Raw genomic sequence first — 24,028 nt, forward strand, 5'->3', positions numbered from 1 at the left:
TGGCTGTAAGGTCAGTGTTCTGAATACTTCTTGTTGCTCGGATCGGTTTTTTGGCTGTTCATGATGAACTGGCCTGACTTGGTATCGTATGCCCAACCGCCGGCGGTAGCTGTAGCAGCTGCAGCCGTGATCGGCGCGCCCGTCTTCGTTACTACTACTACACTGGAATTCCAGATCGGTTCAGCAGGAATGCCTTGACGAAGATACGGACCATAGCGATAAGTTGTGTCGGCCAGCGAGCAAGTATTGCCAGCAGCGTCAGATGGCATTTTCAGTTGATCTTCAAAAGCCTGAAGCGTGCCCGCAGCGCCAGTCCCTTTCGTAGCCGTGCAAGTTCCGCCATCTGAGGCATTGTTGCCTGGATATGGGTTACCGGTATGCTGCGCCCGGTATTGTTCCAGCGAATTGCGTATGGTTGACAGGTTGGCATCCAGTGCCGCCTGCTGCGCGTCAGCTGCCGAAGCCGAAAACTGCGGAATCGCAATCGCCGCCAGGATCGCCAGGATGATAACCACGATCAGCAGTTCGATCAGGGTAAAGCCGGCTGCCGCCGCGCGCTTGAAGCTCTTGGTCATGTTGTTCTCTATGGTGAAAAAGTCACTTGTGATGACTTTATGAGTAGAAATACGTAATGCAATAGAGTAACACGCAAGTCATTTCCGTCCGGCACTAAAATTCGACAGATTCCTCTATCTGTCGCACGTGCGAAACATTCAATGTGCAACCCGTGACAATTTGAATATAGGTAATATCAACGAACTGACGATGGTGCCCACCATCACGCCCATCACCAGCAGCATCACCGGTTCGGCCAGCTTCGACAGCTTCGCCAGCTGCTGCGTCAGTTCCCGGTCGTACGCGTCGGCGACGCGGCTCATCACGCGTCCCAGCGTGCCGGTGGACTCGCCGGTGGCGATCATCTGCTGCACGGCAACCGGCACGAATGCGCTGTTCTGGAACCCCGCGGCGATGCCTTTTCCTTCCGTCACATCGGCTTCCAGGTCGAGGATGAAGCGCTGCACGTCGGCGTTGGGCACCACGGCGCGGCAGGCTTCCAGCGTGGCCAGGATGGTCACGCCCCGTTCCAGCGAAATGCCCATCACGCGCAGCAGGCGGGTCAGGTAGATCTTGGCGAAGATATCGCGCAGCAGCGGCGCGCGCAGCTTCAGGCGATCGATCTTCACGCCCGCTTCGGGCCGCCGGAACAGCAGCCAGCCGCCGGCGCCGAGCAGCGCCACGGCGCCGGTTACCAGCGCCCCATGCTGCGTGAGCGTATTGCTCACGGCGAGCAGCACGCGCGTCGTCCACGGCAGCTGGTCGTGGATCGAGGCGAACATGACCGAGAATTTCGGGAACACGGAAACCAGGATGAACAGCACCACGCCGCCCGAGAACGCCATCAGGAACAGCGGATACGACAGCGCGGACACCAGCGTGGCGCGCAGCCGTTCCTCCTTCTCGTCCATCTCGACCAGTTGCGCCAGCACCTCGGCCAGGAAGCCGCCGGCCTCGCTGGCCGCGACCAGGTTCACATAGGTGACCGGGAACAGCCGGTGCCTGCCCAGCGCCGTGGAAAAGCGCTCGCCGGCCAGGATGTCTTCCGAGATCGTGGCGATCATCTGCCGCAACTGCGGCTGGCCGGTCTGCTGGAGCAGCGAGCCCAGCGCGGCATGCAGCGGCACGCCGGTTTCCAGCAGCAGTGCCAGCCGCTCGGTGAACAGCACCCGCTCGCGCACGCCCGGCGCCCGCTCGCCGAACGGGACGCGCATGGCGGCTTTCGGCGCGGTGGCGGATGCGGGCGGGTCGAGTTCGATCGGCATGGGCGGGAAAAACGGGATGCGGTGGATTACAGCGAGTGCACCACGCGGGCGATTTCTTCCGGCGTGGTATGGCCGTCGAAGGCGCGCGACATGCCGTCCGCATACAGGTCGTGGTGGCCGGTGGCCTGCACGTGCGCGGCCAGCTGGTCCTTGCTGGCGTTCGCCACGATCATCCGCTGCAGGTCATTGCCCACTTCCAGCAGTTCGTAGATGCCCATCCGGCCCTTGTAGCCGGAGTCGTAGCACGCCGGACAGCCGCGCCCGCGCATCAGGCGCAGGTCGCCCTTGCCGCGCCAGCGCCAGGCGGCCGCCGCTTCCGGCGTGGCCAGGTAGCTGGTGCGGCAGCCCTGGCACACGCGCCGCACCAGGCGCTGCGCCATCACGCCGATCAGCGCGGACGACAGCAGGTAGGGTTCCACGCCCATTTCCACCAGGCGCGACACGGCGCCCAGCGTGTCGTTGGTGTGCAGCGTCGTCAGCACCAGGTGGCCCGTCAGCGCGGCCTGCACCGCGATCTCGGCGGTCTGGCGGTCGCGGATCTCGCCGATCATGATGATGTCCGGGTCCTGGCGCAGCACGTGTTTCAGGATCTTCGGGAATGTCAGCCCGATCGCATCGTTGACCTGGTTCTGGTTGATGATGTCGAGCTGGTATTCGACCGGGTCCTCGATCGTGACGATGTTCTTCTCGATGCTCTTCAGGTGGCTGATCGCCGCATACAGGCTGGTGGTCTTGCCGCTGCCGGTCGGCCCCGTCACGAGGATCAGTCCGTGGCTGCGGCCCAGCAGCCGCTTGAACGCGCTCACGGCGGTGTCGTTCATGCCCAGCTTGTCCACGTCGAGGATCGACTGGTTCTTGTCCAGTACCCGCAGCACCACCTTTTCGCCGTAGATACCGGGCAGGGAACTGAAACGCAGGTCCACGGTGCGGCCCTGCGTGGCCACCTGGATGCGGCCGTCCTGCGGCAGCCGGCGTTCGGCGATGTCGAGGTTGGCCATCACCTTCAGGCGCGACACGATGGCCGGGTGCTGTTCCACCTTCGGCGTCATCACTTCGTACAGGATGCCGTCGATGCGCAGGCGGATGCGGGCGCGGTTGCGCGAGATCTCGATGTGGATGTCGCTGGCGCTGTCGCGGATCGCGCGCTGGATCACGGCGTTGACCATGTTGATGATGGGGCTGGCGCCGGCCATCTCGTCGATCTGCGTGTAGTCGTCCGGGATCGTCGATTCGATCAGTTCGAGGTCGCTGGCCTCGGTCTGCACGAACTCGGGCAGCGAACCGCCGTACGCATCGTCGGTCACGCGGCGGATTTCCCCGGGCGGCGCGATCACGATGCGGATGCGGCAGCCGGTGCGGGTGCGGATCTCGTCGATGTTGTGGATCGCCTGCGGTTCGGCGCTGGCCACCGTCAGCGTATCGCGCACCTGGAACAGCGGCAGCACGTTCAGGCGGCGCGCCACGTCCCTGTCCAGCACGGCCAGCGCCGGCGGGTCGTACAGGCCGGCGCGCAGCGTGACGTATGGCAGGTTCAGCTGGTCGGCCAGCGCGCCGTACAGCGCCGCTTCCGAAATCCACTTGCGCTCCACCATGATCAGGCCCATGCGCTTGCCGGTCTGTTCCTGCAGGCGCGCCGCTTCCGCCACCTGTTCGGCGGTGGCGGCGCCCCGTTCGACGAGGATATCGCCCAGCTTGCTGCCTGGTTCGCGCGTGCGCCGCGGCGCCGCCGCGCGCGCGTCGAACAGCGGCAGCTGTTCTTGCAGGCCGGTGGCCGCGAGGATTTCCTGCAGCAGCGCATTCGGGTAGGCGAGCCTGAGCCAGCCGCCCAGCGCGGCCAGCCGCTCGGCCGTCTCGGCCATCATGCCCAGCGCGCGGCCGCACAGCAGCGGCACCTTGCCCAGGTCGACCACGATCGACACCTGGTGCTGCCCGATGCATTCGTTCAGCGCGGCCTGCAGCGCCCGCACCGCTTCGTCGGCCACGAGCGCCGTCACCGGCGCGAGGTACGTCATCGCGCCGATGCGGCTGCGGGTGATCGTGTCCCCGCCGGTGGCGCCAGGCGTCATGCGGCGGCGTTCTCGGGTTGCGTGTCGCGCGCGATGCCGAACGCGGCGATCCAGTCCGGCTCGGCACGGCACAACTGCGCGAACGCATCGATCACGCCCGGATCGAGCTGCGCGCCGGCCACGCGGGCGATTTCCGCCATCGCCACCTCGTGGCTGCGCCCGGCGCGGTAGGCGCGCGAACTGGTGATCGAGTCGTAGGTGTCGGCCACCGCGATGATGCGGGCGTTGTAGGGAATGTCGTTGCCCTCCAGGCCATGCGGGTAGCCGGTGCCGTCGTACTTTTCCTGGTGGTGCCGCGCGCCGGGCACGGCGCCCTTCAGGCGGTCGATGTGGCGCAGGATCTCGTAGCTGCGCTCCGGGTGCACCATGATGAAGGTGAACTCGTCGCGCGTGAGCCGGCCCGGCTTGCACAGCACCGCATCCGGAATGCCGATCTTGCCCACGTCGTGCAGCAGCGAGCCCCAGAACAGGTTGTCCAGCTCGCGCGGCGGCAGGCGCAGCGCGCGGCCGATCTCCATCGAAATATGGTGCACCCGTTCGGAGTGGCCGCGCGTGTACGGGTCTTTCGCTTCCACCGCCTCGATCAGCGCGGCCGCCATCTGCTCGTTGAACTTGCTGGTCTCGGCCAGCATGCTGTGCATCCGCGACAGGCTCGACAGGTGATTGGCCAGCACTTCGCCCAGCTTGCGGTCGCTGTTGGTGAAATCTTCCTTGTCGGCGTGGTTCAGCAGCACCAGGATCGCCACCACGGATTTGTCCTGGAACACCGGGCAGCACAGGATCTTGAACGGCATGTCGGTGAAGATGTAGGCGCGGCGCGAGTCGTTCGCCTCGTTCATCACGAGCGGCTGCCGGGAGGAATGCGTGAAGCGATACAGGTCGCCGCGCATCTCCACCAGCACCAGGTCGAGGTTGTGGATCGGCGCGGACAGGTTGGTGGCCGACACGCACAGGTTGTCGCCCGGCTTGATGAAGGCGGCCACGTCGGCGTTCATGTGCTCGGCCCAGCTTTGCAGCAGGTCGCCGAACACGTCTTCGCCGCTCGTCATGTCCTGCACCTGGCGGTCGATCGCGTACACCAGGTGCAGTTCCTCGTAGCGGTCCGACAGTTCGCCGGCCATCGCATCCAGTTCGCCCTGCGTGCCGTATTCGTCGCCGATCGCGGCGGCCACGTCTTCCAGCGCCTCGGCCAGCGCATCCCATTCGAACGGTACCGCCGCCGTGTCCGGAACTTTCGTCACGCGCACCGCGAGCCAGCCAAGGCGCCGGCCCTTCGACATGACGGGCTGGTACAGCAGCGTGGCGTCGGGCGTGTCGTGCCGCTGCATGCCTTCGCCATCGGCCTGCCACACGAATCCTTCGGGATTCAGGTGCAGCAGCCAGTGTTCGAGGTCGGCGTGTCCCGGCGCCGTCCAGCAGGGCACGCCGGCCGCGTCGCACACGGCCAGCGCGTGGTCGCTGCCGGTGATGCGCTGCAGCCAGCGGGCATGGCGGGAATAATCGAGGCTGGACAGGAAATTACGAGGCATGACGGGACTCCGGCTGGTTGCTTGCCGCCGCCGGGGCGGCGAAATGGCGTGACAGCCGCGCCACCAGCTGGCGCGGGCTGAGGGGTTTTTCAAGGAATTCGGTATTGGCGAGCGCCCGTGCCCAGGCGCGCTCGTCGAGCGCCGTCATCGACGTCATCACGAGGATCAGGAACGGGTGGTCGGGGTACGTGCTGCGCGCCAGCGGGCACAGCGTGCGCCCATCCATGCCGTCCATCTGGATATCGCTGATCAGCACGTCGGGCAGCAGCTGCGCCATGGCCGCCAGCGCGGCATGGCCGTCGCCGGCGGTGGTCACGTGGTAGCCTTCGCGCTCGAGCGCCAGGCGCAGCACGCGCAGCACGTGGGGCTCGTCGTCCACCAGGAGAATGTGTCGCTGGGTCATAGAACGGCCGCGCCAGTGGTAACGGGCGCGCTTTTCAGGTGAATGGAGAAGGTGCTGCCGACACCGGGTTCGCTGTCGACGGCAATGCGGCCGTGGTGCAGCTCGACGATCTGCGCGGTAAGGTACAGCCCGAGGCCGTGGCCGCCGCGGACCGTCGGCGCGCCGCTTTCGCTGACGCGCCAGAATTTCTCGAAGATGCGGTCGCGGTCGGCCGGCGCGATGCCGATGCCCGTGTCGCGCACGCTGATCACGATCTCGTGCCCCTCGTTGCGCGCCGCCAGCGTGACCGTGCCGCCCTCGCGGTTGTACTTGATCGCGTTCGTCAGCAGGTTGTTCAGCGCGATGCGGAACAGGTCCTTGTCGATGGTTACGGCATCGAGGTCGCGCGGCAGGTCGAGCACCATGCGCAGGCCCTTGCCCTCGACCCGCGCCAGCGCCTGGTCGTGCGCATCGCGCAGCATGTCGTCCAGGCGCACGCGGTTGCGCTCCGGGCTCATGCTGCCGGCGTCGAGCTTGCTCACGTTGAGCAGGTTGCCGACCAGCGCGTTCATGCGCTCGATCTCGTCCTGGATCACGTTCAGCGACTCCACCCGCAGGCTTTCCTCGTCGCTGTCGGCCAGCATCTCGGCATACATGCCGATCACGTTCAGCGGCGACTTCAGCTCGTGCGACACGTGCGCCACGAAGTCGTTGCCCGCCTGGCGCGCCAGGTGTTCGCGGGTGACGTCGCGCAGCACCACCAGCGTGCCGAACGACATGGTGCCGTGGCCGCCGTTCAGGGGCTGGGCGGTGGCGCTCAGCTGCCGGCCTTCCACGTTGGCCGGCGCGAATTCCACGCTGTGCGCGCGGCCGTGATTGACCTGGCCGAAATTGCGGGCGTCGCTGCCGTAGCGTGCCAGCAGGCTGCGCAGCGCCGGGTCGACGCACCAGCTGTCGACCGGCTGGCCCAGCAGCGCATTCATGGGGATGCCGAGCAGCGGTTCCACCTTGCCGGAGACGAACGTCACGTCGCCGCCCGGGTCGAGCATCAGCAGGCCGTCCGGCAGCGAGTGCAGCGCGGCGTTGAGCTTCTTGCTGCCGTATTGCAGCAGGCGGTTGTCCGCCGTCGAATTGCGCTCGCCCTGTTCGAGGCGGGCGATGCGCTCGCCCGCCTGCGTCAGGCAGGCCTGCATGCCGGCGACCATCTCGCGCATGTCGTTGGCGCGCGCCGCCGGCTGGTCGGGGGCGGCGAGCTGCCGCAATCCGTCGTGCAGGCTGGCCAGGGGCGCCATCTCGCGCTTGATCACCAGGTAGATCACCGGTACCACCAGGAACATCATCAGCGCCAGCAGCGCCAGGAACGACACGTCGCGCGCCAGCACGGCATAGCGCGGCTGGTGGAAGCCCACGCGCACGAAGGCGGTGCCGCGGCTGCGGTCGGCCGCCGGGCCATAGAATTCGCGCAGCGCCGGGCCGGCCGCCGAGGCGGGCAGGTCGCGCTCGCCGAAGCCGGCGGCCGCGTCGGGCGGCAACGGCGCGTGCGGCATCATCGCGCCGCGGCTGGCCACCTCGGCCAGCGTACGGCCGCCGACGTCGGTGATCGTCGCGTAGGCGAAGTTGCCGTCGTCGTGCCAGGCCAGCAACGCGCCCAGCAGCCCGGCGGTCTTGCCGTCGTCCAGCTGCGCCATCGGGATGCCGCCCAGCGACCTGGCCAGGGCCACACCCTTCACGCGCACCTGCGCCGCCTGGCTGTCCTGCTGGCGCGCGACGAGCAGCGCGACAACGAGCGTGATCACGGCAAGCGCGCAGGCGATCAGGATGATGCCGATACGGTTGAGCTTCATGGGGACCTTGGGATTGAATGCGGATGCAGCGGGAAAGCTGTGCAACTATAAAACTAAAGTTGCATTGAGGCAAATTGATTCGTCCGAAAAGAACCGGGATACAACAGGTAGCGGCTTTTCGTGGCAATACGAACAAGGTTGGGCGCCGCCTGGGGCACGGTCGGGCGCGGCGCGCAAACGCACGGCCACCGGGACGGGAAAGTCTGGCAAGACGCGATGCCGGCCATGGCGCCGGCGCCGTCGCGCGGTCAGGCCCGGGTGGAGGGGCTGGCCACGCCCGGCCGGACAAGGGATGCGAGCCGCGTGCCCACGTGTTCCAGCCCCTGCGCCAGCGCATGGCAGCAGGCCAGCACGGGCAGGTAAACGATGAAGGTCCAGGTTTGCACGTCGTCCAGCAGCGCGCGATACAGCGCCACGGCGGCGAGCACGATGAACATGTGCGACAGGTAGAGCTCGTAGCTGAGGCGCCCCATTGCCGCAAGCCAGCCGAGGCCGCGCCGGGGTGCGGGCGGCCGGGCATGGAAGGCCAACAGCATCAGGCAGGCCCCGATGCACAGGACATACAGGCCGCATCCGAACAGGTGGCGGTGCACGAGATCGGACCAGCCCAGCACCAGCACGATGCTGGTTGCGCCGGCGATGCCGGCGGCCCGCCGGGCGGTCGCACCGGGGCGCCAGCGCTGCGCGAGCAGCGCGGCCAGCACGCCCCACGCAATGGCCGCCATGCCGGGCAGGTAAGCCTTTTCGAACCATACCTCGTCGCTGCGCGGCACGAGGTCGCGCAGCGGCACCATGGCCAGCGCCCACGCCAGCAGCAGGGCGACCAGCAACCGGCGCGGCAGCCAGAGGCAGAGCAGCGGGAAGCCCAGGTAGAAGACTTCCTCGATCGACAGCGACCACAGGATGTCCCAGCCGGCCGGCGCCCAGCCGGTGCGGCCTTCATACCAGTTGAACGTGAATGTCAGCGCCGAGCCCAGGAGCGCACCGACGGTCTGCTGGCCGGGTGCGGGAGCGAACCCCGGCACGCCTATGGCGGCGAACAGCGTCAGCACCGCCAGCACCACGCCAAGGAGCGGCAGGATGCGTTTTGCCCGCGCAGCGTAGAACCGGCGCAGGTCGACGCTGCCGATATCGCCATTCCGCCGGGCGATGCCGTCCGTGATGAGGAACCCGGAAACCACGAAGAACATGAAGACCGCCTCGTAGCCGTTGAAGCCGATGGCATCGGCCAGGCGCCGGGGTACCCATTCGCCGAAAAGGCTCGGCGCCAGCGGCAGGCGGAACGGCAGCGCCAGGTGGTGGACGATCACGAGGACGATGGCCAGGCCCCGCAGGCAGTCGATGCCGAAATTGCGGCGCGCGGTGCCGGCATGCGCCGTGGCCTGGAGTGGGCCGGGCTGGCGTGAAAAGGGTTCGGGGCGTGTCATGGTCGTCGTTTCACGGGCTGGATCGTGCGGGGGCCTGAAGATACCCCCGAACGCGCCCCGCATGGGAGGAAAGTGACGTGTTGCCGGCCACGCGGGATGAATCGGCCGGCACCCGGGCGGAGGTGAACGATGATGTAGCGGGGCTGCCGCGCAGCATGGACGCTACAATGATGGACGCTACAATCATGGTCGCGAGCGCGCGATCGGTCATTCGGAGCCTCCCCGGTGGCCAGGAAAAATCGTGTCAACGGGGGGGGGCGGCATGGCGGCGGGGCGTGTCGCGACAACCGCAGGTAAACAGCAGGGTATATGGCAGCAGAGAAGAACGATTGGTTGGCGGGCAGCCAGGGGCGCGGGCAGGGCCGGGAGGGCGCGCGCGGCGCGCCCCGGTTGCCGCCCACCAGGCAGGAATCGGAGGCGGCGGCCGCGGACCGCGCTGCCCACAGGGAGGCGCGCGAGCGCAGGGATGCGCTGGTGCGCGGCGTGGTGTCGATCGGCGCGATGCGCGAGGCGATCAAGGCGGCCGCCCGCACGCTGCCGGCGATCTCGCAGGTGCCGCGCGTGAAGGCGCCCGGCACGGCGGCGTTTCGCGCGCGGGCAGCGCAGGGCCTGCCGTTCCTGGTGACGGGCGTCGTCGACCGCTGGCCGCTCGCCGGGCTCACGGTGCAGGCGCTGCGCGACCACTACAGCCACCTGCCGGTGCGCGCGCGGGTGGGCGACTATATCAACACGGCGTTCGCGCCGGACCGGGCGATGCGCGACATGAGCCTGCTCGAATACCTCGACCTGGCCGCCGCCGGTACCGATGGCTTGCCGCCTTACCTGGGCAACCTGGAGTTGCGCGAGCTGAACCGGCTGTGCCACTGGCCTTCGTACTTCGACAAGATGGGGCCGCCGCGTTTCTGGCTGGGCCCCGCGGGTACGGTGACACCGCTGCACTGCGACTACGACGACAATGTCTTCGCGCAGGTCTGGGGCACCAAGCGCATCATGCTCGCGCCGCCGCATCACGACGAATTCCTGTATCCGAACGAGGCCAATGCCATCCTGTTCGGTTCGCCGTTCGATCCCGAGGCGCCGGACTTCGACCGTTTCCCGCTGGCCCGCCAGGCCGCCACGATCGAATGCATCGTCAATCCCGGCGACATGCTGTATGTGCCGGCCGGCTGGTACCACCAGGTACGCTCGCTGACGTTCTCGCTGTCGTCGAACCGCTGGGCCCGGGCCATGCCGCTGGCCCTGCGGGGCGGCGCGGGACTGCGGGCGGCAAGGTAGGGCAGACCGCCGGCGCGGTTGCCTGCGGCCCGGTTAGCTACTGCCGGTCCGGGTTGCAGTGTGACAGTGTGCGTATTTCCGGGCCGGCAAGGGATGCTATGCTTTTGCTTCGACAATCATCAGCCCCGGCCTGGCGCCGGTCCTCCGCGGCTGCACACGGAAAACGAATGAACATTATGTCCATGATTGCCGTCCTGTTCGGCCGGCGTGCGGAAAAAGCCGTTCCGGTGCCTCCGGCGTACTTCGGCGTGCACGGCCCGCAAGGGGAACCGGCCATCGCGATCGATCCGCCGCCCCTGGCGTCCCGCGCGGAACCTGCCGGTACCGAACGGCGGGGGTTCGCCCGCTGGGTGGAGCTGATCAGCGATGGCGACCAGCAGGCGACCGACGCCGCGCTGGAAACGGCCAGGGCGCCGCGTCTCGACGGCGACATGTACGATCTGCTCGATGGACTGAACGGGCGCGGCCTCGTCATCGAAGCGGACATCAAGGACGACGACTCGGTCGAGGCGCAGATCGAGTACCTGAGCGATGCCCGCGGTCTCGGCGAGTTCGCGGCACCTTCCTCGCCGCCCGCCGGCGCCGACCGTTGCGCCGCCTTGCTGCGCGCCTGGAACGACTGGCTCGCGACGCGCGATTACCGGCTCGTTCCGATCGACCTGGGCGATGACGCGTGGCATGCGGTCGTGGTGCGCAGGGAGCATTTTACGGAACTGCAGGAATTGAGCAGGAAACTCGATATTCCATTGGCCGAGCCGTCGGCGGTGTTCGGCGCCTGACAGGCGCGGGCCGCTTTTTCACCGCCCGGCCAGGGTATATCCGGAAGAGAAACATGACCGCTTTCGATGTGAAACTTGCCAACGAACTGCACGAACAGGGCCGGTTCGATGAATTGCTTGCCCTGCTGCGGCATTCGTTCGCCGCCGTGGAGCGCATGCCCGAACCAGCCTGGCCGGACCTTTTCATGGCGATGCTGGAGTGGAAGCAGCTGGCCGAAGAACATGGCCCGGCAAGGACGGCGATGGCCGAGGCGCGCGACGACCAGGTGCGGCGCCTGCTGGCCGGCGACCCGCACGTCGGCCAGCGCGATCCGGCACTGACGGCGGAACGGATGTTCGCCCGGATCGACCGTTTCGCGCTCATCGTCGAGTTCAACGAAGCGCTCGGCGACCCGCGGTCGACCCGGGACCTGTTCGTCACGCTCGATGCCTACGACCCGGCGCTGGCGCGCCGGCATGCCTGGCGGGCCCTTCCCGATATCGTGGCCGCGGGCGACTTCGCGCTGGCGGATCGCTACCGCGGCGATCCGTTGAAAGCGCTCGGCATGGTCAATGATGCGGCGCGTTCGTTGCCGATGTTCCCGCCACTGCCTGGCGCGCCGCGCCTGGCCGCCGAGCTGGCGAACCTGGTTCGCGACGTGGCCATCGGCATCGCGGTCCTGCGCGGGCAGGGCAGCGAAGCCGGCGCCGCGGCGCTCCGGGACGCCCTGCTGGCCGGGCTCGAATCCTCAGAATCGAAGGCATGGGCCGCCAGGGAGCTTGACGAGCCGGGCGCGATCACCCGTGAACTCACCGACCGGCAGATGGCGGCGGAGGGCACCCCGACCGCGTTGCCGTAGCACCTCGGGAGGGGCAGGCCGTGCAGGACGCGCGGGCGCCGCCGTATCGGCCTGCTGGTACCATGCGTCCATGCACAAACACGTTCGATCCCTGCCGGGCATTGCCGCTGCCGCTGTCGGCATCGCTTTCGTCGGCACCTCGCTGCTCCGGGCGGCGCCCGCGGCCACGGCGGTCACCGAGGTCGCCCGCTTCGGCATGCCGTATCCGGTGGACGCGCTGGCCTTCCACCCGGACGGTCGCCAGCTCGCGGCCGCATCGTACGCGCCCGCTGGTAAGGCCCAGGTATGGGACTGGCGCGACGAGAAAAAAACCGCCATCGCGTTCGACAACAACGGCAATGGCAGCGTGCCGGCCGCCGGTGCGATCGGGTACAGCCCTGACGGGCGCTTGTTCGCCTGGTGCGGCAACGGCGAGCGCGTTTGGGATGCGGCAAGTGGAATGGTCGTGTTCGAGCGAAACATGAGCGGCGGCGCGCTGTGCGCCGGAACGCGCTTCGCGCCGGACGGCAGGACGCTGGTCCACGCAGCCGTCTCGCCCGGCGAGCGGGTGACGGACGTGACGGCGCGCGATGCGCTCACGGGCGCGATCGCCTGGCGGGTCACGAACCACGACTTCGTCGCCGGCGACATGGCGTTGAGCGCCGATGGCGGCCGGCTGGCGGTTGCCGGCCTCTGGCATGGCGAAGGCGAAACGCGCCAGCAGGTACGCCTCTTCGACATGGCGGACCGGGCGCTGCTGCGCACCATCGAACCGCTGCCGGCGCAACCGCGCGGGGTGGCGCGGCCGGGGCCTTCGATCGCGCGCGTGGCATGGAGCCCGGACGGTACCCGCGTCGCCGTGGGCCTGCGCGACATATCCGACGACGGCGCGCCGGCGTTGAAGATCTTCGATGCGCGCACCGGCGACCTGCTGGACGAGGAAGCGGGGCGGCGCGGTACGCATGTGCGCGGTATCTGCTTTTCGCCCGACGGCCGATACCTTGTCATTCTCGGCATCGGCCGCCGCACGCGCGTTTGGGATGGACAGCACACGCGGCTGATCCAGGAAATCCGCGCCGATCCCGCCGCCTGCGCCATGTCCGCCGACAGCCGCCACCTCGCGCTGGGCGGCGCCGCGCGCGGCCTGGGCAGCCTGAATCCGCTACTTGGTCTGATCATCCCGAACAACGGCAAGGTGCGGGTCTACGAACTGCCCTGAAGGCTGCCCGGCGGCCGCGGCCGGCCGTGTTCCCTGAACCTGGCGGATCAGGGCGCCGTGGTGGATATGTGCGCGCCGGTGGAAATGTGTGATTTTTCGTCCCGGTTCCGCATGGTATGTTGCATGTTCTTTAATCATCCGCCACGCGCACACGGACGGGACCGACATGACATTCACCGAATCGATTTCCACCTGCTTCAAGAAATACGCCACGTTCGACGGCGTTGCCCAACGCTCCGAATACTGGTGGTTCGCCCTGTTCTGCGTGCTCGGCTCGCTGGGAGTCAGCCTCGTCAGCGAAACGCTCGGCGCGATCTTCAGCCTGGCGACCCTGCTGCCTTCGCTGGCCGCCGGTGCCCGCCGCCTGCACGATACCGACCGCAGCGCCTGGTGGCTGCTCGTGATGCTCGTGCCGTTCGTCGGCTGGATCGTGCTGTTCGTGCTGCTGGCGCAGGAAAGCAAGGCCAGCCGCTACGGTGCCCAGGTCGTTCCGCTGTAGCGGATGCCGGCGCCGTCAGTGGGCCGATAATGCCGGCGCCATGATGCCGGCCATGCCCACGAACCGGGGCTGGGTACGAAAATCGGCGATCCACCGGCGCAGCGCCGGGAATTCGTCCAGCGCGATGCCGCCTTCCTGCGCCAGCGCGGCATAGGGGAAGCATGCGATGTCGGCGATGGTCGGCGCATCGCCCGATGCGAGCCAGCTCCGGCCCAGGCTGTGGGCTTGCGCCAGGTGGTCGTCGAGCATGCGGAACACGGCACGGGCGCCGGCCCGGCAGGCGTCGATGTCGAACGGATAGCCGAACCCGTCGTGCAGGCGCGCGGCGGAGGCGGTGCGCGTGATCTCGCCGGCAATGCCGAGCCAGGCCTGGATGCGCGCGCGGGTCAACGGATCGTCCGGGTACCAGCTGCCGGCGGCATCGTACCTGCTGGCCAGGTACACCAGGATGGCCTGCGCATCGGGGATCGACACGCCGTCGTCGACCAGCACGGGGATCTGCCCGAGCGGGTTGTGCTGCGCGACGAACCAGGCGGCCTTGTGCTCCCGGCCGGGATGGAAATCGACCGGATAGCGGTCGTACGCCAGGCCCAGCATGTGCAGCAGGAAGCGCACCTTGTAGCAGTTGCCGGAGAGTTCGTAGTCGAAAAGCTGCATGGCGGGGTCTCGCTTCATTTCGTATTCATTCCAGTTTTCAATCCGCCACCGCGCCGTAGCGCATGTCGCGTGCCTGCAGCCAGCGGCGGTAGGCGATCGACGCCGCATCGCAACGGGCCGGCACTTCGCTGCCGGGGCGCAGCGGCAGCCGCTTCGGCACCTGGTTTTCCAGGATCGGCTTGTCCTGCCCGAAGATCGTGTGCTGGAAAGCGACCAGGTCCCTGGCGGAGGAGCCGTCGTCCACGTAGGCCAGCAGCGTGTACGCGATGATCCGTTCTTCGTCCACCGGTTGCACCAGCAGGGCGATCGCGTCCATTTCGCCCGGCCTGGCGAACGAAGACTTGTACAGCATCGCCGTGAACGGCTGCATCACGCGGTAGCGGTACTGCACCTCCAGCGCCGCGGTGGCGCTGGACGACGACTTCGGCTGCACGAAATAACACTCCGTGGCCCGGATCTCGTCCGTCCCGGGATCGATGCCCACCTTGTACGGCGCCACCTCGGTATGCGGCACCTCGCCCAGGTAGGACGCATGCACGAACGGGAAGTGCCCCATGTCCAGGAAATTCTCGATCATGCGCAGGCCGGAGACGTGCACGCCGATGCCGTCGCAGTCGGCGACGATGCGGCCCGGTTCATCGAACTCGGCAAAATCGAACAATGGCTTCGGCGTGCCGGCGGCGCAGATCCACAGGTAGCCGTAGCGGACCTGCACCCGGACCGGCGCACCGTCCAGCGTTGCGGCCGCGGTGCCGTCGGCGGCGTTCCACACGCAGGCCTGCGCGCCGATCAGGCGCGTGACATAAGGCCGCTGCCGCGACGTGCCGGCGAGCCGGGCGGCCGGGCCGACAGTCAGCCAGTCGTTCAGCACATTCGGATCGTTCGTCGTCGATATCATTGCGCCGCTCCCGGTTCAGCCGGCGCTGCTTCCGGCAATGGGCTTTCGATCAATGCGGTTTCGAGCTGTGGGGTTTCAAGCATGCTGCGCAGCATGCGCAGCGCAGCGTGCAGACCGGGAAGGTTTGCCGGATCGGGTGTCTCCACCAGGCCGGCATGCAGCAGCGTCAGGCTGTCGCCGGCACCGGCCGGCAGCAGCACTGCGCCATGACCGGCAAGCTCGCCGGTGAAAACGTCCGGCGCGGCTTGCGTCCAGCCGCGGCCGGACAGCGCCTGCGCGACGGCTGCATGGGAAGCGCGCACGCCGAGCGTGCGCAGGATCGTGCGGATGCCGGTGGCGGGTGGCGGGCCGCCCGATACCGCTCGGCTCACCCAGACGATGCTGTCCACCTCCGCCGTCCGGAACGTTGTCGCGCAGATGGCGCGCGGCACCGTCAGCGCGGGGTGGGCCGGAATGGCGACGCAGCGCCCGTCGCCGGCCTGGTACTCCCAGCCGTGGTAGCCGCAGGAGAGCCGGCCGTTCGCCACGCGGCCGAGCGTGAAGCGCAGGCCGCGGTGCGGGCAGCGGTTCGCCCATGCCTGGGCGGTGCCGTCGTCCGCGCGCCACAGCGCCAGTTCCTCGCCCTCGAAGAATCCCAGCATGGGGCAGGACGCCTGCTGCGCCGCGGCAGCGGGCAGGTGGGAGGACGGCAGCACCGGATGCCAGCGTCCGGCTTCGGCATGGGGTATTTCGACAGTGGCGGGGCGATCGGTCATTGGTCGGCGCAGGTGATGAACTGATGCCAGCGTAACGTACCTGTCCCGCCCGGGGAAGGAAGCTGGCGAAACCCGGCGTTTCAAATATGGAACGGTGCGCGCCGGAAGCCTCTCGCCGGGCATCTATCCTCACCGCCGGTCGTTCTCCGCCTTCGGCGGCTGCGCCAGCACCCACATGAAGTACAGCGCCTTGGCCGCTTTCGCCCGCGTGACCGGTGCCCGCGGCTCCAGCAGCCGCCCGTTGACCATGCGGCCGCGCGCGATGCCGGCCTCGGAACGGATCAGGCCGAGTTCGTAGGCGTCGCGCAGCCTGTCCACGTAAGCCGGGGAGATGGCGGCCGTGTCCTGCAGTTGCGCCCAGCGCACGAGCGGGTAGTACATCGCGCCCTGCGCGCCGGTATCCAGGTTCGGATCGTAGCCCGGCGAGCCGGGCAGGATGGTCTTGCCGTTGTAGTCGGTCATGTAGGCCGGCTTCGCCCTGAAATTGGCATGATAGGCATCGTGCAGCATCGCGCCCATCGTCTCGCGGGTCAGCGGGCCTTCCGCGTAGTTCGCCAGGGCCGACGGCGGCAAACCCATCAGCCCGGACAGAGCGCCGGCGAATTCCCCTGTCCGCATCACTTCTCCCGGACGGAAATTACCCTGCGCATCCTTGCGCAGCGCGCCCAGTTGCAGCAGTTTCTCGATCTGGTTGCGGTAGTAGGCGCCTTCGCCACGCACGACATCGCCGGCGATTTCCGGATGGATGCCGGACCAGTCGTTCGCGGCGAGCGCCTTGCGCACGTCGCCACGCAGCTGCGCCACGATGCCGGCCGCCACCTTGTCGCCCTGCGCGGCCAGGCGCGCCAGTTCTGTCACCACCAGCCGGGCATACTGCTTCGCCAGCGCTTCCTTGAAGTGCGTGCCGTCGATCTTGTTGGCGGGGTGGCCGTTGGCATAGCTGCCGTCGTTGGTCTTGCCCGGCGTTTCGCCGGCCTCGATCGACATCACCATCGCCGTGATCGCATCCTGCCCGGCCGCGTTGTAGTACTCGACGCTGCGCGCATTCAGGTCGACCACCGTCACGCCCAGCTCGGCGCCCAGCTTCTCCATCAGGTCCGGAAAGCGGCGCCTGCCGAACGAGTTCACGTACGGCTCGCCCGGCTTCGGCGAGCCGTTCACGCGCGACATCGGCGTGACGAACACCGGCACCATGCCGCGGGCGCGGATGGCGGGCAGGTACACCTCGCGGATCATTTCCTCGTACATGGCTTCGGTGGCGCCGCGGCCGTAGCGACGCGTTTCATCGGCGCTTTCGTCGTTGTGGCCGAACTGGATCATCACCACGTCGCCCGCGTGGCCCGACAGCAGCAGGTCGTTCAGCCTGCCCTCGGCATACGCGTTGCGGAACGAGCGGCCGCCCATCGAATAATTCAGCACGGTCGCTTTCGCCGGGTCGAACAGGCTGTCGAACACCTGGCCCCAGCCGCTCATCGGCGCCTCGTCGAACGTGTACGACTTCACGGTGGAGTCGCCCAGCGTGTACAGCACGGGCGGCGTGCCGGCCGGGCGTGCCTGCGGCGCAATGGGCGTCAGCACGATCCCGCCGACGCCAACCGGCACGCCGGCCTTTTTCGGCTCGATCTCGATGTCGATGAATTCGCGGCCGTTCACGTAGCGGTACGACCATTCATGTCCCTGCGCCGTCACGCGGGTCCGGTTCGGCATCAGGCCGGCCGCGTCCCAGAACACGGGCGCGAGCAGGCGGCTGGTCTGCATGCCGGCGATGGAGACGGTCGTGTCGGCCGCGTCCGACGTGGTCACCACCTTCACCGCGTATGCGCCCGGAGGCGCCTTGATCCGGAACGCCATGCCGAAGTTGTTGTAATGATCGGTTGCTGCAGCCGGGTCGACGGCGGGCTCGGTGATCGTGAAGCCGTTGCCATCGCCGCGGATGCCTTCGATGTGAACGGGCCGGGCCGGCAGCGCGGCGGTCCGGTCGACGAAGCCGTGGCCCGTGGCGGCGTCGTACAGGGGCACGCGCCCGTTCCATTTCACCGCCACCGCTCCCGGCGCGGGCCGGCTGGTGAAATCGAAGCGCAGTTCGCCGGCCTGTGATATTTCCCGTGCATGCACGGCAAGGCAGAGCAGGCCGGCCGCCAGTGCGACGGCACGTCCGCAGACGATGTATGAATTTCTCATTCCGAACGTTCCCGGTATCAAGGCTTCTTCGGCCCGTAATGATAGGTCTTAACCTTGTCGGTGATGACCACGTCGGGATTGCCCAGCAGCCTGATCATCTCGAAGCCGGCCAGCAGTACCGGGCCGTAGCCGGCCATCGCGTTGATGCTGGTCGGCCGGTTGTAGTAATACACGTGGTCGGCGCCGAACGTGGTGGCCGTCACGCCGTCGACGATGCTGCCGTCCGCCTTGATGCGTGCCGAGATGCCTGCCCATCCTGCCTGCGCGATCGAGCCATACGTGGTGGGACTGATCCAGCCCTGGTTGATCGCGTGCGCCAGCGCATACACGAACATCGCCGTGCCGGAGGTTTCCAGGAACGAGTCGTGCCGGTCCAGCATCTGGTGCCACATGCCTTCGCCGGACTGCTGCTTCGCGATGCCGCGCAGCGCGCGCCGGTGCTGGGCCAGTACCTTCTGGTAGCCGGGGTGGCTTTTCGGCAGCACGTCCAGCAGGTCGGACATCGCCAGCACGGCCCAGCCGTTGGCGCGGCCCCAGTAGAACTCGGGCGCATCCGGGTTGTTCTGGTTCCAGCCGTGCGTGTACAGGCCGGCCTGCGCGTCGAAGATGTATTTCGAGATGCCCAGCACGGTCTTCACGGCGTCGTCGTAGTAGCGCCGCTCGCCCGTCATGCGGCCCATTTCGGCCAGCGCGGGAATGCTCATGTACATGTCGTCCGCCCACACGGACCAGGCCTGCGGGCGGTTGCGCGCCAGCGTGCCGTCCTTCAGCCGCACCTGCCGGTTGGCGACCCAGTCCGACAGGGTGGCGATGACGGGCGCCATGTCCGGCCCGATCTTTTCCAGGCGCGCGCGCACCAGCGCCGCGCACATCGAGCCGGCGTCGTCGAGCGCGTGGGGCTTGACCCAGCGCGCGAAGCTGTTGGCCCGGCCCAGCTTGAACTCCTGTTCCTGCGCCTGGAAGTAGGGCAGGCGATCGTGGAAGAACGCCAGGTGGCGCTCGGTCATCGCCGTCCATTTCGGGTCGCCGGTCACGCGGCGGCCCAGCATCAGCCCCGCGTGCATCACGCCCATCTCGTAGTTCATGATGCCGAAATCGTTCGGCGACGGTTCGACGATCGCCGTCGCGCTGGGAGCGGCGAAGTCGGTGACCGGCTGGCCCGTCGCCCGGTCGACGATGCGGCTCGGCGTGGCGCGGTCGATGAAGCCGCGCACGCTGTCGAGCTGCGCGGTGATCTCGGCCACCACCGGCAGCTTGTAGGGCACCGGGTAGGTGCCTTCCAGCGGATCGTTCGGGTTCCTGTTGTCCGGGTTGCGGTAAGGCCCGGCGCCATGCGCCAGGTTGACGGACAGCGCCGCCAGCGACAGGACCAGCAGGCAAAGGCCCGTTTTCTTCATGGCGTCACCCGGAAATAATCGACATCGAGCGTCGCCCCGGAAGGCCTGGCCGCGTCGCTCACGCTATATAAACCCATCTGCGCGCCCACCCAGTGGCCCTTCGTGGCGGCGAACGGCGCGCCGGCGTCGGCGAAGCGCTTGCCGTCGGTGCTGTACTGGAACCGGGCATTGGCGCCTTCGGCCATCGCCATGCGCAGCGTCAGCACCGCGGGCGCCTTCTGCAGCAGCACCGTCTCGCTCTCGGCGCAGCGCGGCCTGAACGGCGCGCAGGTGGTGTACACCAGTTGCAGATCGGCGCCGCGCTGGCGCAGGCCCAGTGCCGCATAGCTCTGGCCATTCAGGATCAGGCCGGCGCGGTCGCCGTCCCGCGGGTCCCGCAGTTCGATTTTCGTCTCGGCCGTGAAGGTGGTGGCCGGCAGCTTCTGTGTGACGATGTTCGGCGCCGCGCGCACGAAATCCTTCGACTCCGGTATTGCCTGCACCGGCAGGCGCAGGTGGCCGGGCCGGGCGGACAGCGAATGCCAGCCTTCCTGTGGATTGGCGTTCCACTGCCACTGCAGGCCCAGCGACTTGCCGTCGAATTCGTCGCTCGTGGCGGGCACCGCGATTGCCTGGCCTGCCACCGGTTTCCGGTGGGTGTCGACCGGATTGCCGACGCCGGGCTTCGGTCCCTGCCTGCCGATGACGGGCCAGCCATCCTGCCACGCCATCGGCTGCAGGTGCACCACGCGGCCGTAGGCCTTGCGGTCCTGGAAGTGCAGGAACCAGTCCTTGCCGTCCTGCGCGCGCACCCACGCGCCCTGGTGCGGCCCGTTGACGGGCGTATCGCCCTGTTCCATCACGATGCGGTCTTCGTACGGCCCGTCGATGGTGCGCGAACGGAATACCGATTGCCAGCCATGTTCCACGCCGCCGGCCGGCGCGAACACGTAGTAATAGCCGTCGTGCTTGTAGAACTTCGGCCCTTCCAGCGTGCGGTAGCCCGGCAGCCTGTCGCCGTCGATGATGACTTTGCCCTTTGCATCGAGCAGCCGGCTGCCGTCCGGCGCCATCGCATGCAGCGTGAGGATGTTGTTGACGCCGGCGCGGCTCCTGGCCGACGCATGCAGCAGCCATGCCTTGCCGTCGTCGTCCCACAGCGGCGTGGGGTCGATGATGCCCTTGCCCGGCAATAGCAGCCGCGGCTCGCTCCACGGTCCGCTGAAGTTCGCCGCGGTCGTCACGTACACGCCGTGGTCCGGGTCCGGGTAGAAGATCCAGAACTTGCCGTCGTGGTGGCGCAGGCAGGGCGCCCACACGCCGCCGCCATGGCGCGGCGCGGCGAAGTGCGCCGCCGGCACCTGCTTCGGCAATGCGTGCCCCACCAGCCGCCAGTTGACCAGGTCCTTCGACTGCAGCAGCGGCAGGCCCGGCGCGCTGTTGAAGCTCGACGACGTCATGTAGTACGTGTCGCCGACGCGCACCGCGTCGGGGTCCGAGTAATCCGCGTTCAGCACCGGATTGCGGTAGCTGCCGTTGCCCAGGTCGGGCACCCAGGCGTCGGCCGCATGGGCGGACAGCGCCAGCAATGGTGCCAGCAACGGTGCCAGCAACAGCCGGGGCAGGGCGCGCAGCGTGGTGGTCGTCTTCATGGCATCCTCAGAAGGTGTAGTTGACGCGCACGTTGTACGCGCGGCCGATCGGCTTTGACACGTTCTGTGCGAATACCACGCGCGAGCCGATGCGCTGGTTCGACAGGGGCGGGTCTTCGTCGAGCACGTTGTTGATGCCGAACGTGAGCTTGAGATTGTCCGCGTAGTTCCAGTTCGTGGTCAGGTTGTACAGCGTGTAGTGGTCGATCTCGTTGAAGTACGGCTGCCCCGGTTTCTGGTTCGGCTGCGCGTTGGTATCCTCGTAGTGCGACGTATAGGCCTGCGTCAGCTGCACGCCGAACTTCCGGTAATTCCACGACACGCGCAGGTTGTGCTTCCAGCGGTAGACGTAGGTGTTGGCCGACGTGGAGCCGGTGGCCAGCGCGCCGGGCTTGCCCACGCTGTCGATCCACTCGCCGCCCGCGTCGTTCTGGCCTTCGTAGCGGTCGACATAGGTGCCGTCCAGGCCCACGCCGAACTTGCCCCACGCCGTCGTCGGCCACGTGTAGTTGACGTTCGTGTCGATGCCGCGCGTGCGCAGGCCGCCCATGTTCAGCCGCGTCTTGACGATGTAGTCCAGCGTGCCGTCGGCGTTGCGCACGAACAGGTCCTGGTACTGGCCCAGGTTGTCGAAGATCGAATCCTCGGTGATCTGCGCGATCGTGCCCTTCATCTTGATCGACCACCAGTCGAACGACACGCTCAGGTTCCTGATGGGCGACAGCACGATGCCGGCGGTGACGGTGCGCGCCTTTTCCGGCTCCAGGTCCGGATTGGCGCCCTGCAGCGTGATCAGGTTGGTGTTGCAGACGCGGGCCGGGTCGAGGTTCAGGCCGGCGTAGCGCGGATCGGTCGTCAGGCTGCCGGTGCCGGGCACGGATGGCGTGGCGCTCGGGCACAGCAGCGGGTCGTCCCACTTGCCGGTCGACGGCGTACGGGTCTGCGGCGTGCCGTACAGTTCCGGCAGCGTGGGCGCGCGGAAGCCCGTGCTGGCGGTGCCGCGTACCAGCACGGATTGCAGCGGTTGCCAGCGCACGCTCAGTTTCGGGTTCACGGTGCCGCCGAAATCGCTGAAATGGTCGGCGCGCACAGCGCCGGTCAGCGTCAGTTCCTTCGTGATGGGCGCATCGGCTTCCAGGTACAGGGCGGCCACCTTGCGCTCGCCGCGCGGGTACGAGTTCGGCGTGCCGGACACCTTGTAGGTGACCTCGTTGGCGACCGGGTCGGTGCCGTCGCGGTACGTCTCGCGGTGCCAGTCGCCGCCGATGGCCAGCGTCAGCGGGCCGCCGGCCAGGTCCAGCAGCGGACGGGCGACGTTGAAGTCCGTGCCGAAGTAGCCCACGCGCGCCACGCGGTAGGTGATGCCGTCGCGGCTGATGCTGTCCAGGTAGGCGGCACCGGCCTCATCCTGCGCGCCGAACGGGTTCAGCGTGCCGTCGGCCACGCCCCGGTAGATGCCGTCGGTGGCGAAGAAGCCGCTGCGCCAGCCGACCGCGCGCTTGCTTTCCGCCGCCACCACGCCCACGCGGTAATCCCAGCCCATCAGTTCGCCCTGGTCGGCGATCACCAGGCGGCGGGTGTTCTGGCGGTCGTCCGTCTTCGCCGGGCCGGCTTCATCCATGCTCCAGGTCAGCGCCAGGTCCTGGTTCGTCACGCCGGCCACCGCCGGCACGCCGCCACTGCCGCCCGGGTACCACTTGCTCGACGGCGTGATGAACAGCGGCTTGCGCACGCCGGGGTTGTACTTGTCGTAATCGGTCTGCGCGCCGAACACCTGCGGCGGATTCTGCGCCTTGATGGTCGACTCGGTGGCCAGCAGTTCCACCGTCAGCAGCCGGTCGCCGTGGTGGCGCAGCGAGGCGCGCGTGAACAGCGTGGCCTGCATGTTGTCCGGCAGCAGTTGCGGGTAGATGTCCGGATCGAGGATGCAGGTGCCCGCGCCGGCGCCGGTGGCCTTGGTGGACGGGATCGTGTACTGAGCGCCGCCGTAGGGCGCGGCGCAGCCGGCGGCGAAGGACGGGTTGCCGGTCCGCGTGGTGGCCTTGCCGTTCTGGTAGACGGTGAAGTTGGCCGGCGCGGACGACGATCCGGCCACCGCCGTGCCGAACGGATTGCCGCCCAGCTGGGCGATCAGGTTCGGATCGCTGATGTTCGGGCGGTCGCTCTGCGCCAGGCGGGCGCGCTGCTGGAAATCGACGCTCGCATACACGTTCCAGCCCTGTTCGTTCAAGTCGCCGACGCCGCTGACGATGCTCACGCGCTGCTGGTCGCCGCCGCCATGGCGTTCCGGCTGCACCCAGCCGCCGGTGACGGTGGTGCCGGTATGCGTGCGCTTCGTGATGAAGTTGACGACGCCGGCGATCGCATCGGTGCCGTAGATCGACGAGGCGCCGTCGCGCAGCACTTCCACGCGCTCGACGGCGCTCATCGGCACCACGTCGACGTTGACGGAGCTGGCGCCGATCGCCTCGTTCGGCAGGCGCCGGCCGTTCAGCAGCACCAGCGTGCGGTTGGTGTTCAGGCCGCGCATGTTGATCATCGTGCCGCCACCGCCGCCGCCGACCGGTTCGTTGGTCGAGCCGACCGTCAGCGACGTGGCCACCTCGGACATCGTGGTCAGGCCGCGCGCCACCAGTTCCTCGGACTTGATCGTGGTGAGCGGCAGCGCGTTCTCGGTCGCCAGCTGGCGGATCGACGAACCGGTGACTTCGACCCGCGCCATCGGCGGCTCGGCGGCCTGCTGGGCGGCCGCGGTCTGCGTCAACGCGAGGGTGAGCAAGGAAGTGGCGAGGGCGATCGGGGAAAGCGCGATCCGCTGGGGGATACGGTGCATCTGGTCTCCTGGTTTTTT

General features: G+C 67.9%; 19 protein-coding genes. 5 read left to right on the forward strand and 14 right to left on the reverse strand.

From position 1 onward, the window contains the following. Nucleotides 1-11 precede the first annotated feature (11 nt). The 7 genes from GJV26_RS29990 to GJV26_RS23490 all read right to left on the reverse strand — a co-directional run bounded on the left by GJV26_RS29990 (nt 12) and on the right by GJV26_RS23490 (nt 9,068). Nucleotides 12-575: a prepilin-type N-terminal cleavage/methylation domain-containing protein gene (locus GJV26_RS29990; protein ID WP_216643156.1), complete on the reverse strand. Its 564-nt coding sequence runs from the start codon at nt 573-575 to the stop codon at nt 12-14. Between the two features lie 138 nt (nt 576-713). Beyond that, nucleotides 714-1,820, reverse strand: coding sequence for a type II secretion system F family protein (locus GJV26_RS23465; protein ID WP_155711087.1), 1,107 nt, complete (start codon nt 1,818-1,820; stop codon nt 714-716). Nucleotides 1,821-1,846: 26 nt separating this feature from the next. Continuing rightward, on the reverse strand, nt 1,847-3,886 hold the full coding sequence (locus GJV26_RS23470) for an ATPase, T2SS/T4P/T4SS family (RefSeq protein WP_155711088.1): 2,040 nt from the start codon (nt 3,884-3,886) through the stop codon (nt 1,847-1,849). Beyond that, nucleotides 3,883-5,415: an HD domain-containing phosphohydrolase gene (locus GJV26_RS23475; RefSeq protein ID WP_155711089.1), complete on the reverse strand. Its 1,533-nt coding sequence runs from the start codon at nt 5,413-5,415 to the stop codon at nt 3,883-3,885. The genes GJV26_RS23470 and GJV26_RS23475 overlap by 4 nt, the downstream gene beginning before the upstream one ends. Then, nucleotides 5,405-5,818 carry a response regulator gene (locus GJV26_RS23480; RefSeq protein WP_155711090.1) on the reverse strand — a complete coding sequence of 138 codons (414 nt, stop codon included), beginning with the start codon at nt 5,816-5,818 and terminating at the stop codon, nt 5,405-5,407. The genes GJV26_RS23475 and GJV26_RS23480 overlap by 11 nt, the downstream gene beginning before the upstream one ends. Next, nucleotides 5,815-7,641: a PAS domain-containing sensor histidine kinase gene (locus GJV26_RS23485; protein WP_155711091.1), complete on the reverse strand. Its 1,827-nt coding sequence runs from the start codon at nt 7,639-7,641 to the stop codon at nt 5,815-5,817. The genes GJV26_RS23480 and GJV26_RS23485 overlap by 4 nt, the downstream gene beginning before the upstream one ends. Nucleotides 7,642-7,889: 248 nt before the next feature. Then, nucleotides 7,890-9,068, reverse strand: coding sequence for an acyltransferase family protein (locus GJV26_RS23490; protein WP_173346254.1), 1,179 nt, complete (start codon nt 9,066-9,068; stop codon nt 7,890-7,892). 309 nt (nt 9,069-9,377) lie between these two features. Between GJV26_RS23490 and GJV26_RS23495 the strand changes: the two genes are divergently transcribed. The 5 genes from GJV26_RS23495 to GJV26_RS23515 all read left to right on the forward strand — a co-directional run bounded on the left by GJV26_RS23495 (nt 9,378) and on the right by GJV26_RS23515 (nt 13,658). After that, nucleotides 9,378-10,343 (forward strand): cupin-like domain-containing protein, encoded by a 966-nt coding sequence (locus GJV26_RS23495; RefSeq protein WP_155711093.1) that lies wholly within the window; start codon nt 9,378-9,380, stop codon nt 10,341-10,343. Between the two features lie 167 nt (nt 10,344-10,510). Beyond that, nucleotides 10,511-11,122 (forward strand): DUF6630 family protein, encoded by a 612-nt coding sequence (locus GJV26_RS23500; RefSeq protein ID WP_155711094.1) that lies wholly within the window; start codon nt 10,511-10,513, stop codon nt 11,120-11,122. Between the two features lie 53 nt (nt 11,123-11,175). Beyond that, nucleotides 11,176-11,961, forward strand: coding sequence for a hypothetical protein (locus GJV26_RS23505; protein ID WP_155711095.1), 786 nt, complete (start codon nt 11,176-11,178; stop codon nt 11,959-11,961). Nucleotides 11,962-12,031: 70 nt separating this feature from the next. Continuing rightward, the gene (locus GJV26_RS23510; RefSeq protein ID WP_155711096.1) at nt 12,032-13,159 is read left to right on the forward strand and encodes a WD40 repeat domain-containing protein; all 1,128 of its coding nucleotides are present in this window, start codon (nt 12,032-12,034) and stop codon (nt 13,157-13,159) included. Nucleotides 13,160-13,325: 166 nt separating this feature from the next. Next, nucleotides 13,326-13,658: a DUF805 domain-containing protein gene (locus GJV26_RS23515; RefSeq protein ID WP_155711097.1), complete on the forward strand. Its 333-nt coding sequence runs from the start codon at nt 13,326-13,328 to the stop codon at nt 13,656-13,658. Between the two features lie 15 nt (nt 13,659-13,673). Here the strand turns inward: GJV26_RS23515 and GJV26_RS23520 are convergent, their stop codons facing one another. From GJV26_RS23520 to GJV26_RS23550, 7 genes are all read right to left on the reverse strand, one after another. Next, complete coding sequence (locus GJV26_RS23520) at nt 13,674-14,333, reverse strand: glutathione S-transferase family protein (protein ID WP_229419408.1); 660 nt, start codon at nt 14,331-14,333, stop codon at nt 13,674-13,676. Nucleotides 14,334-14,352: 19 nt separating this feature from the next. Beyond that, nucleotides 14,353-15,213 carry an aromatic ring-hydroxylating oxygenase subunit alpha gene (locus tag GJV26_RS23525; RefSeq protein ID WP_155711098.1) on the reverse strand — a complete coding sequence of 287 codons (861 nt, stop codon included), beginning with the start codon at nt 15,211-15,213 and terminating at the stop codon, nt 14,353-14,355. Further along, nucleotides 15,210-15,968, reverse strand: coding sequence for a Rieske 2Fe-2S domain-containing protein (locus GJV26_RS23530; RefSeq protein ID WP_173346255.1), 759 nt, complete (start codon nt 15,966-15,968; stop codon nt 15,210-15,212). The genes GJV26_RS23525 and GJV26_RS23530 overlap by 4 nt, the downstream gene beginning before the upstream one ends. Nucleotides 15,969-16,097: 129 nt before the next feature. Next, nucleotides 16,098-18,149 carry a GDSL-type esterase/lipase family protein gene (locus tag GJV26_RS23535; RefSeq protein ID WP_155711100.1) on the reverse strand — a complete coding sequence of 684 codons (2,052 nt, stop codon included), beginning with the start codon at nt 18,147-18,149 and terminating at the stop codon, nt 16,098-16,100. 17 nt (nt 18,150-18,166) lie between these two features. Beyond that, complete coding sequence (locus tag GJV26_RS23540; RefSeq protein WP_155711101.1) at nt 18,167-19,546, reverse strand: glycoside hydrolase family 88/105 protein; 1,380 nt, start codon at nt 19,544-19,546, stop codon at nt 18,167-18,169. Continuing rightward, entirely contained in the window at nt 19,543-21,177 is a 1,635-nt protein-coding gene (locus tag GJV26_RS23545; RefSeq protein ID WP_155711102.1) for a glycoside hydrolase family 43 protein, read from the reverse strand. Before GJV26_RS23545 ends, GJV26_RS23540 begins: the two co-directional genes overlap by 4 nt. 7 nt (nt 21,178-21,184) lie before the next feature. Beyond that, nucleotides 21,185-24,010: a TonB-dependent receptor domain-containing protein gene (locus GJV26_RS23550; RefSeq protein ID WP_173346256.1), complete on the reverse strand. Its 2,826-nt coding sequence runs from the start codon at nt 24,008-24,010 to the stop codon at nt 21,185-21,187. Nucleotides 24,011-24,028: the final 18 nt, after the last annotated feature.

This window comes from Pseudoduganella dura (genome assembly GCF_009727155.1).
GTDB lineage: Bacteria > Pseudomonadota > Gammaproteobacteria > Burkholderiales > Burkholderiaceae_D > Rugamonas > Rugamonas dura.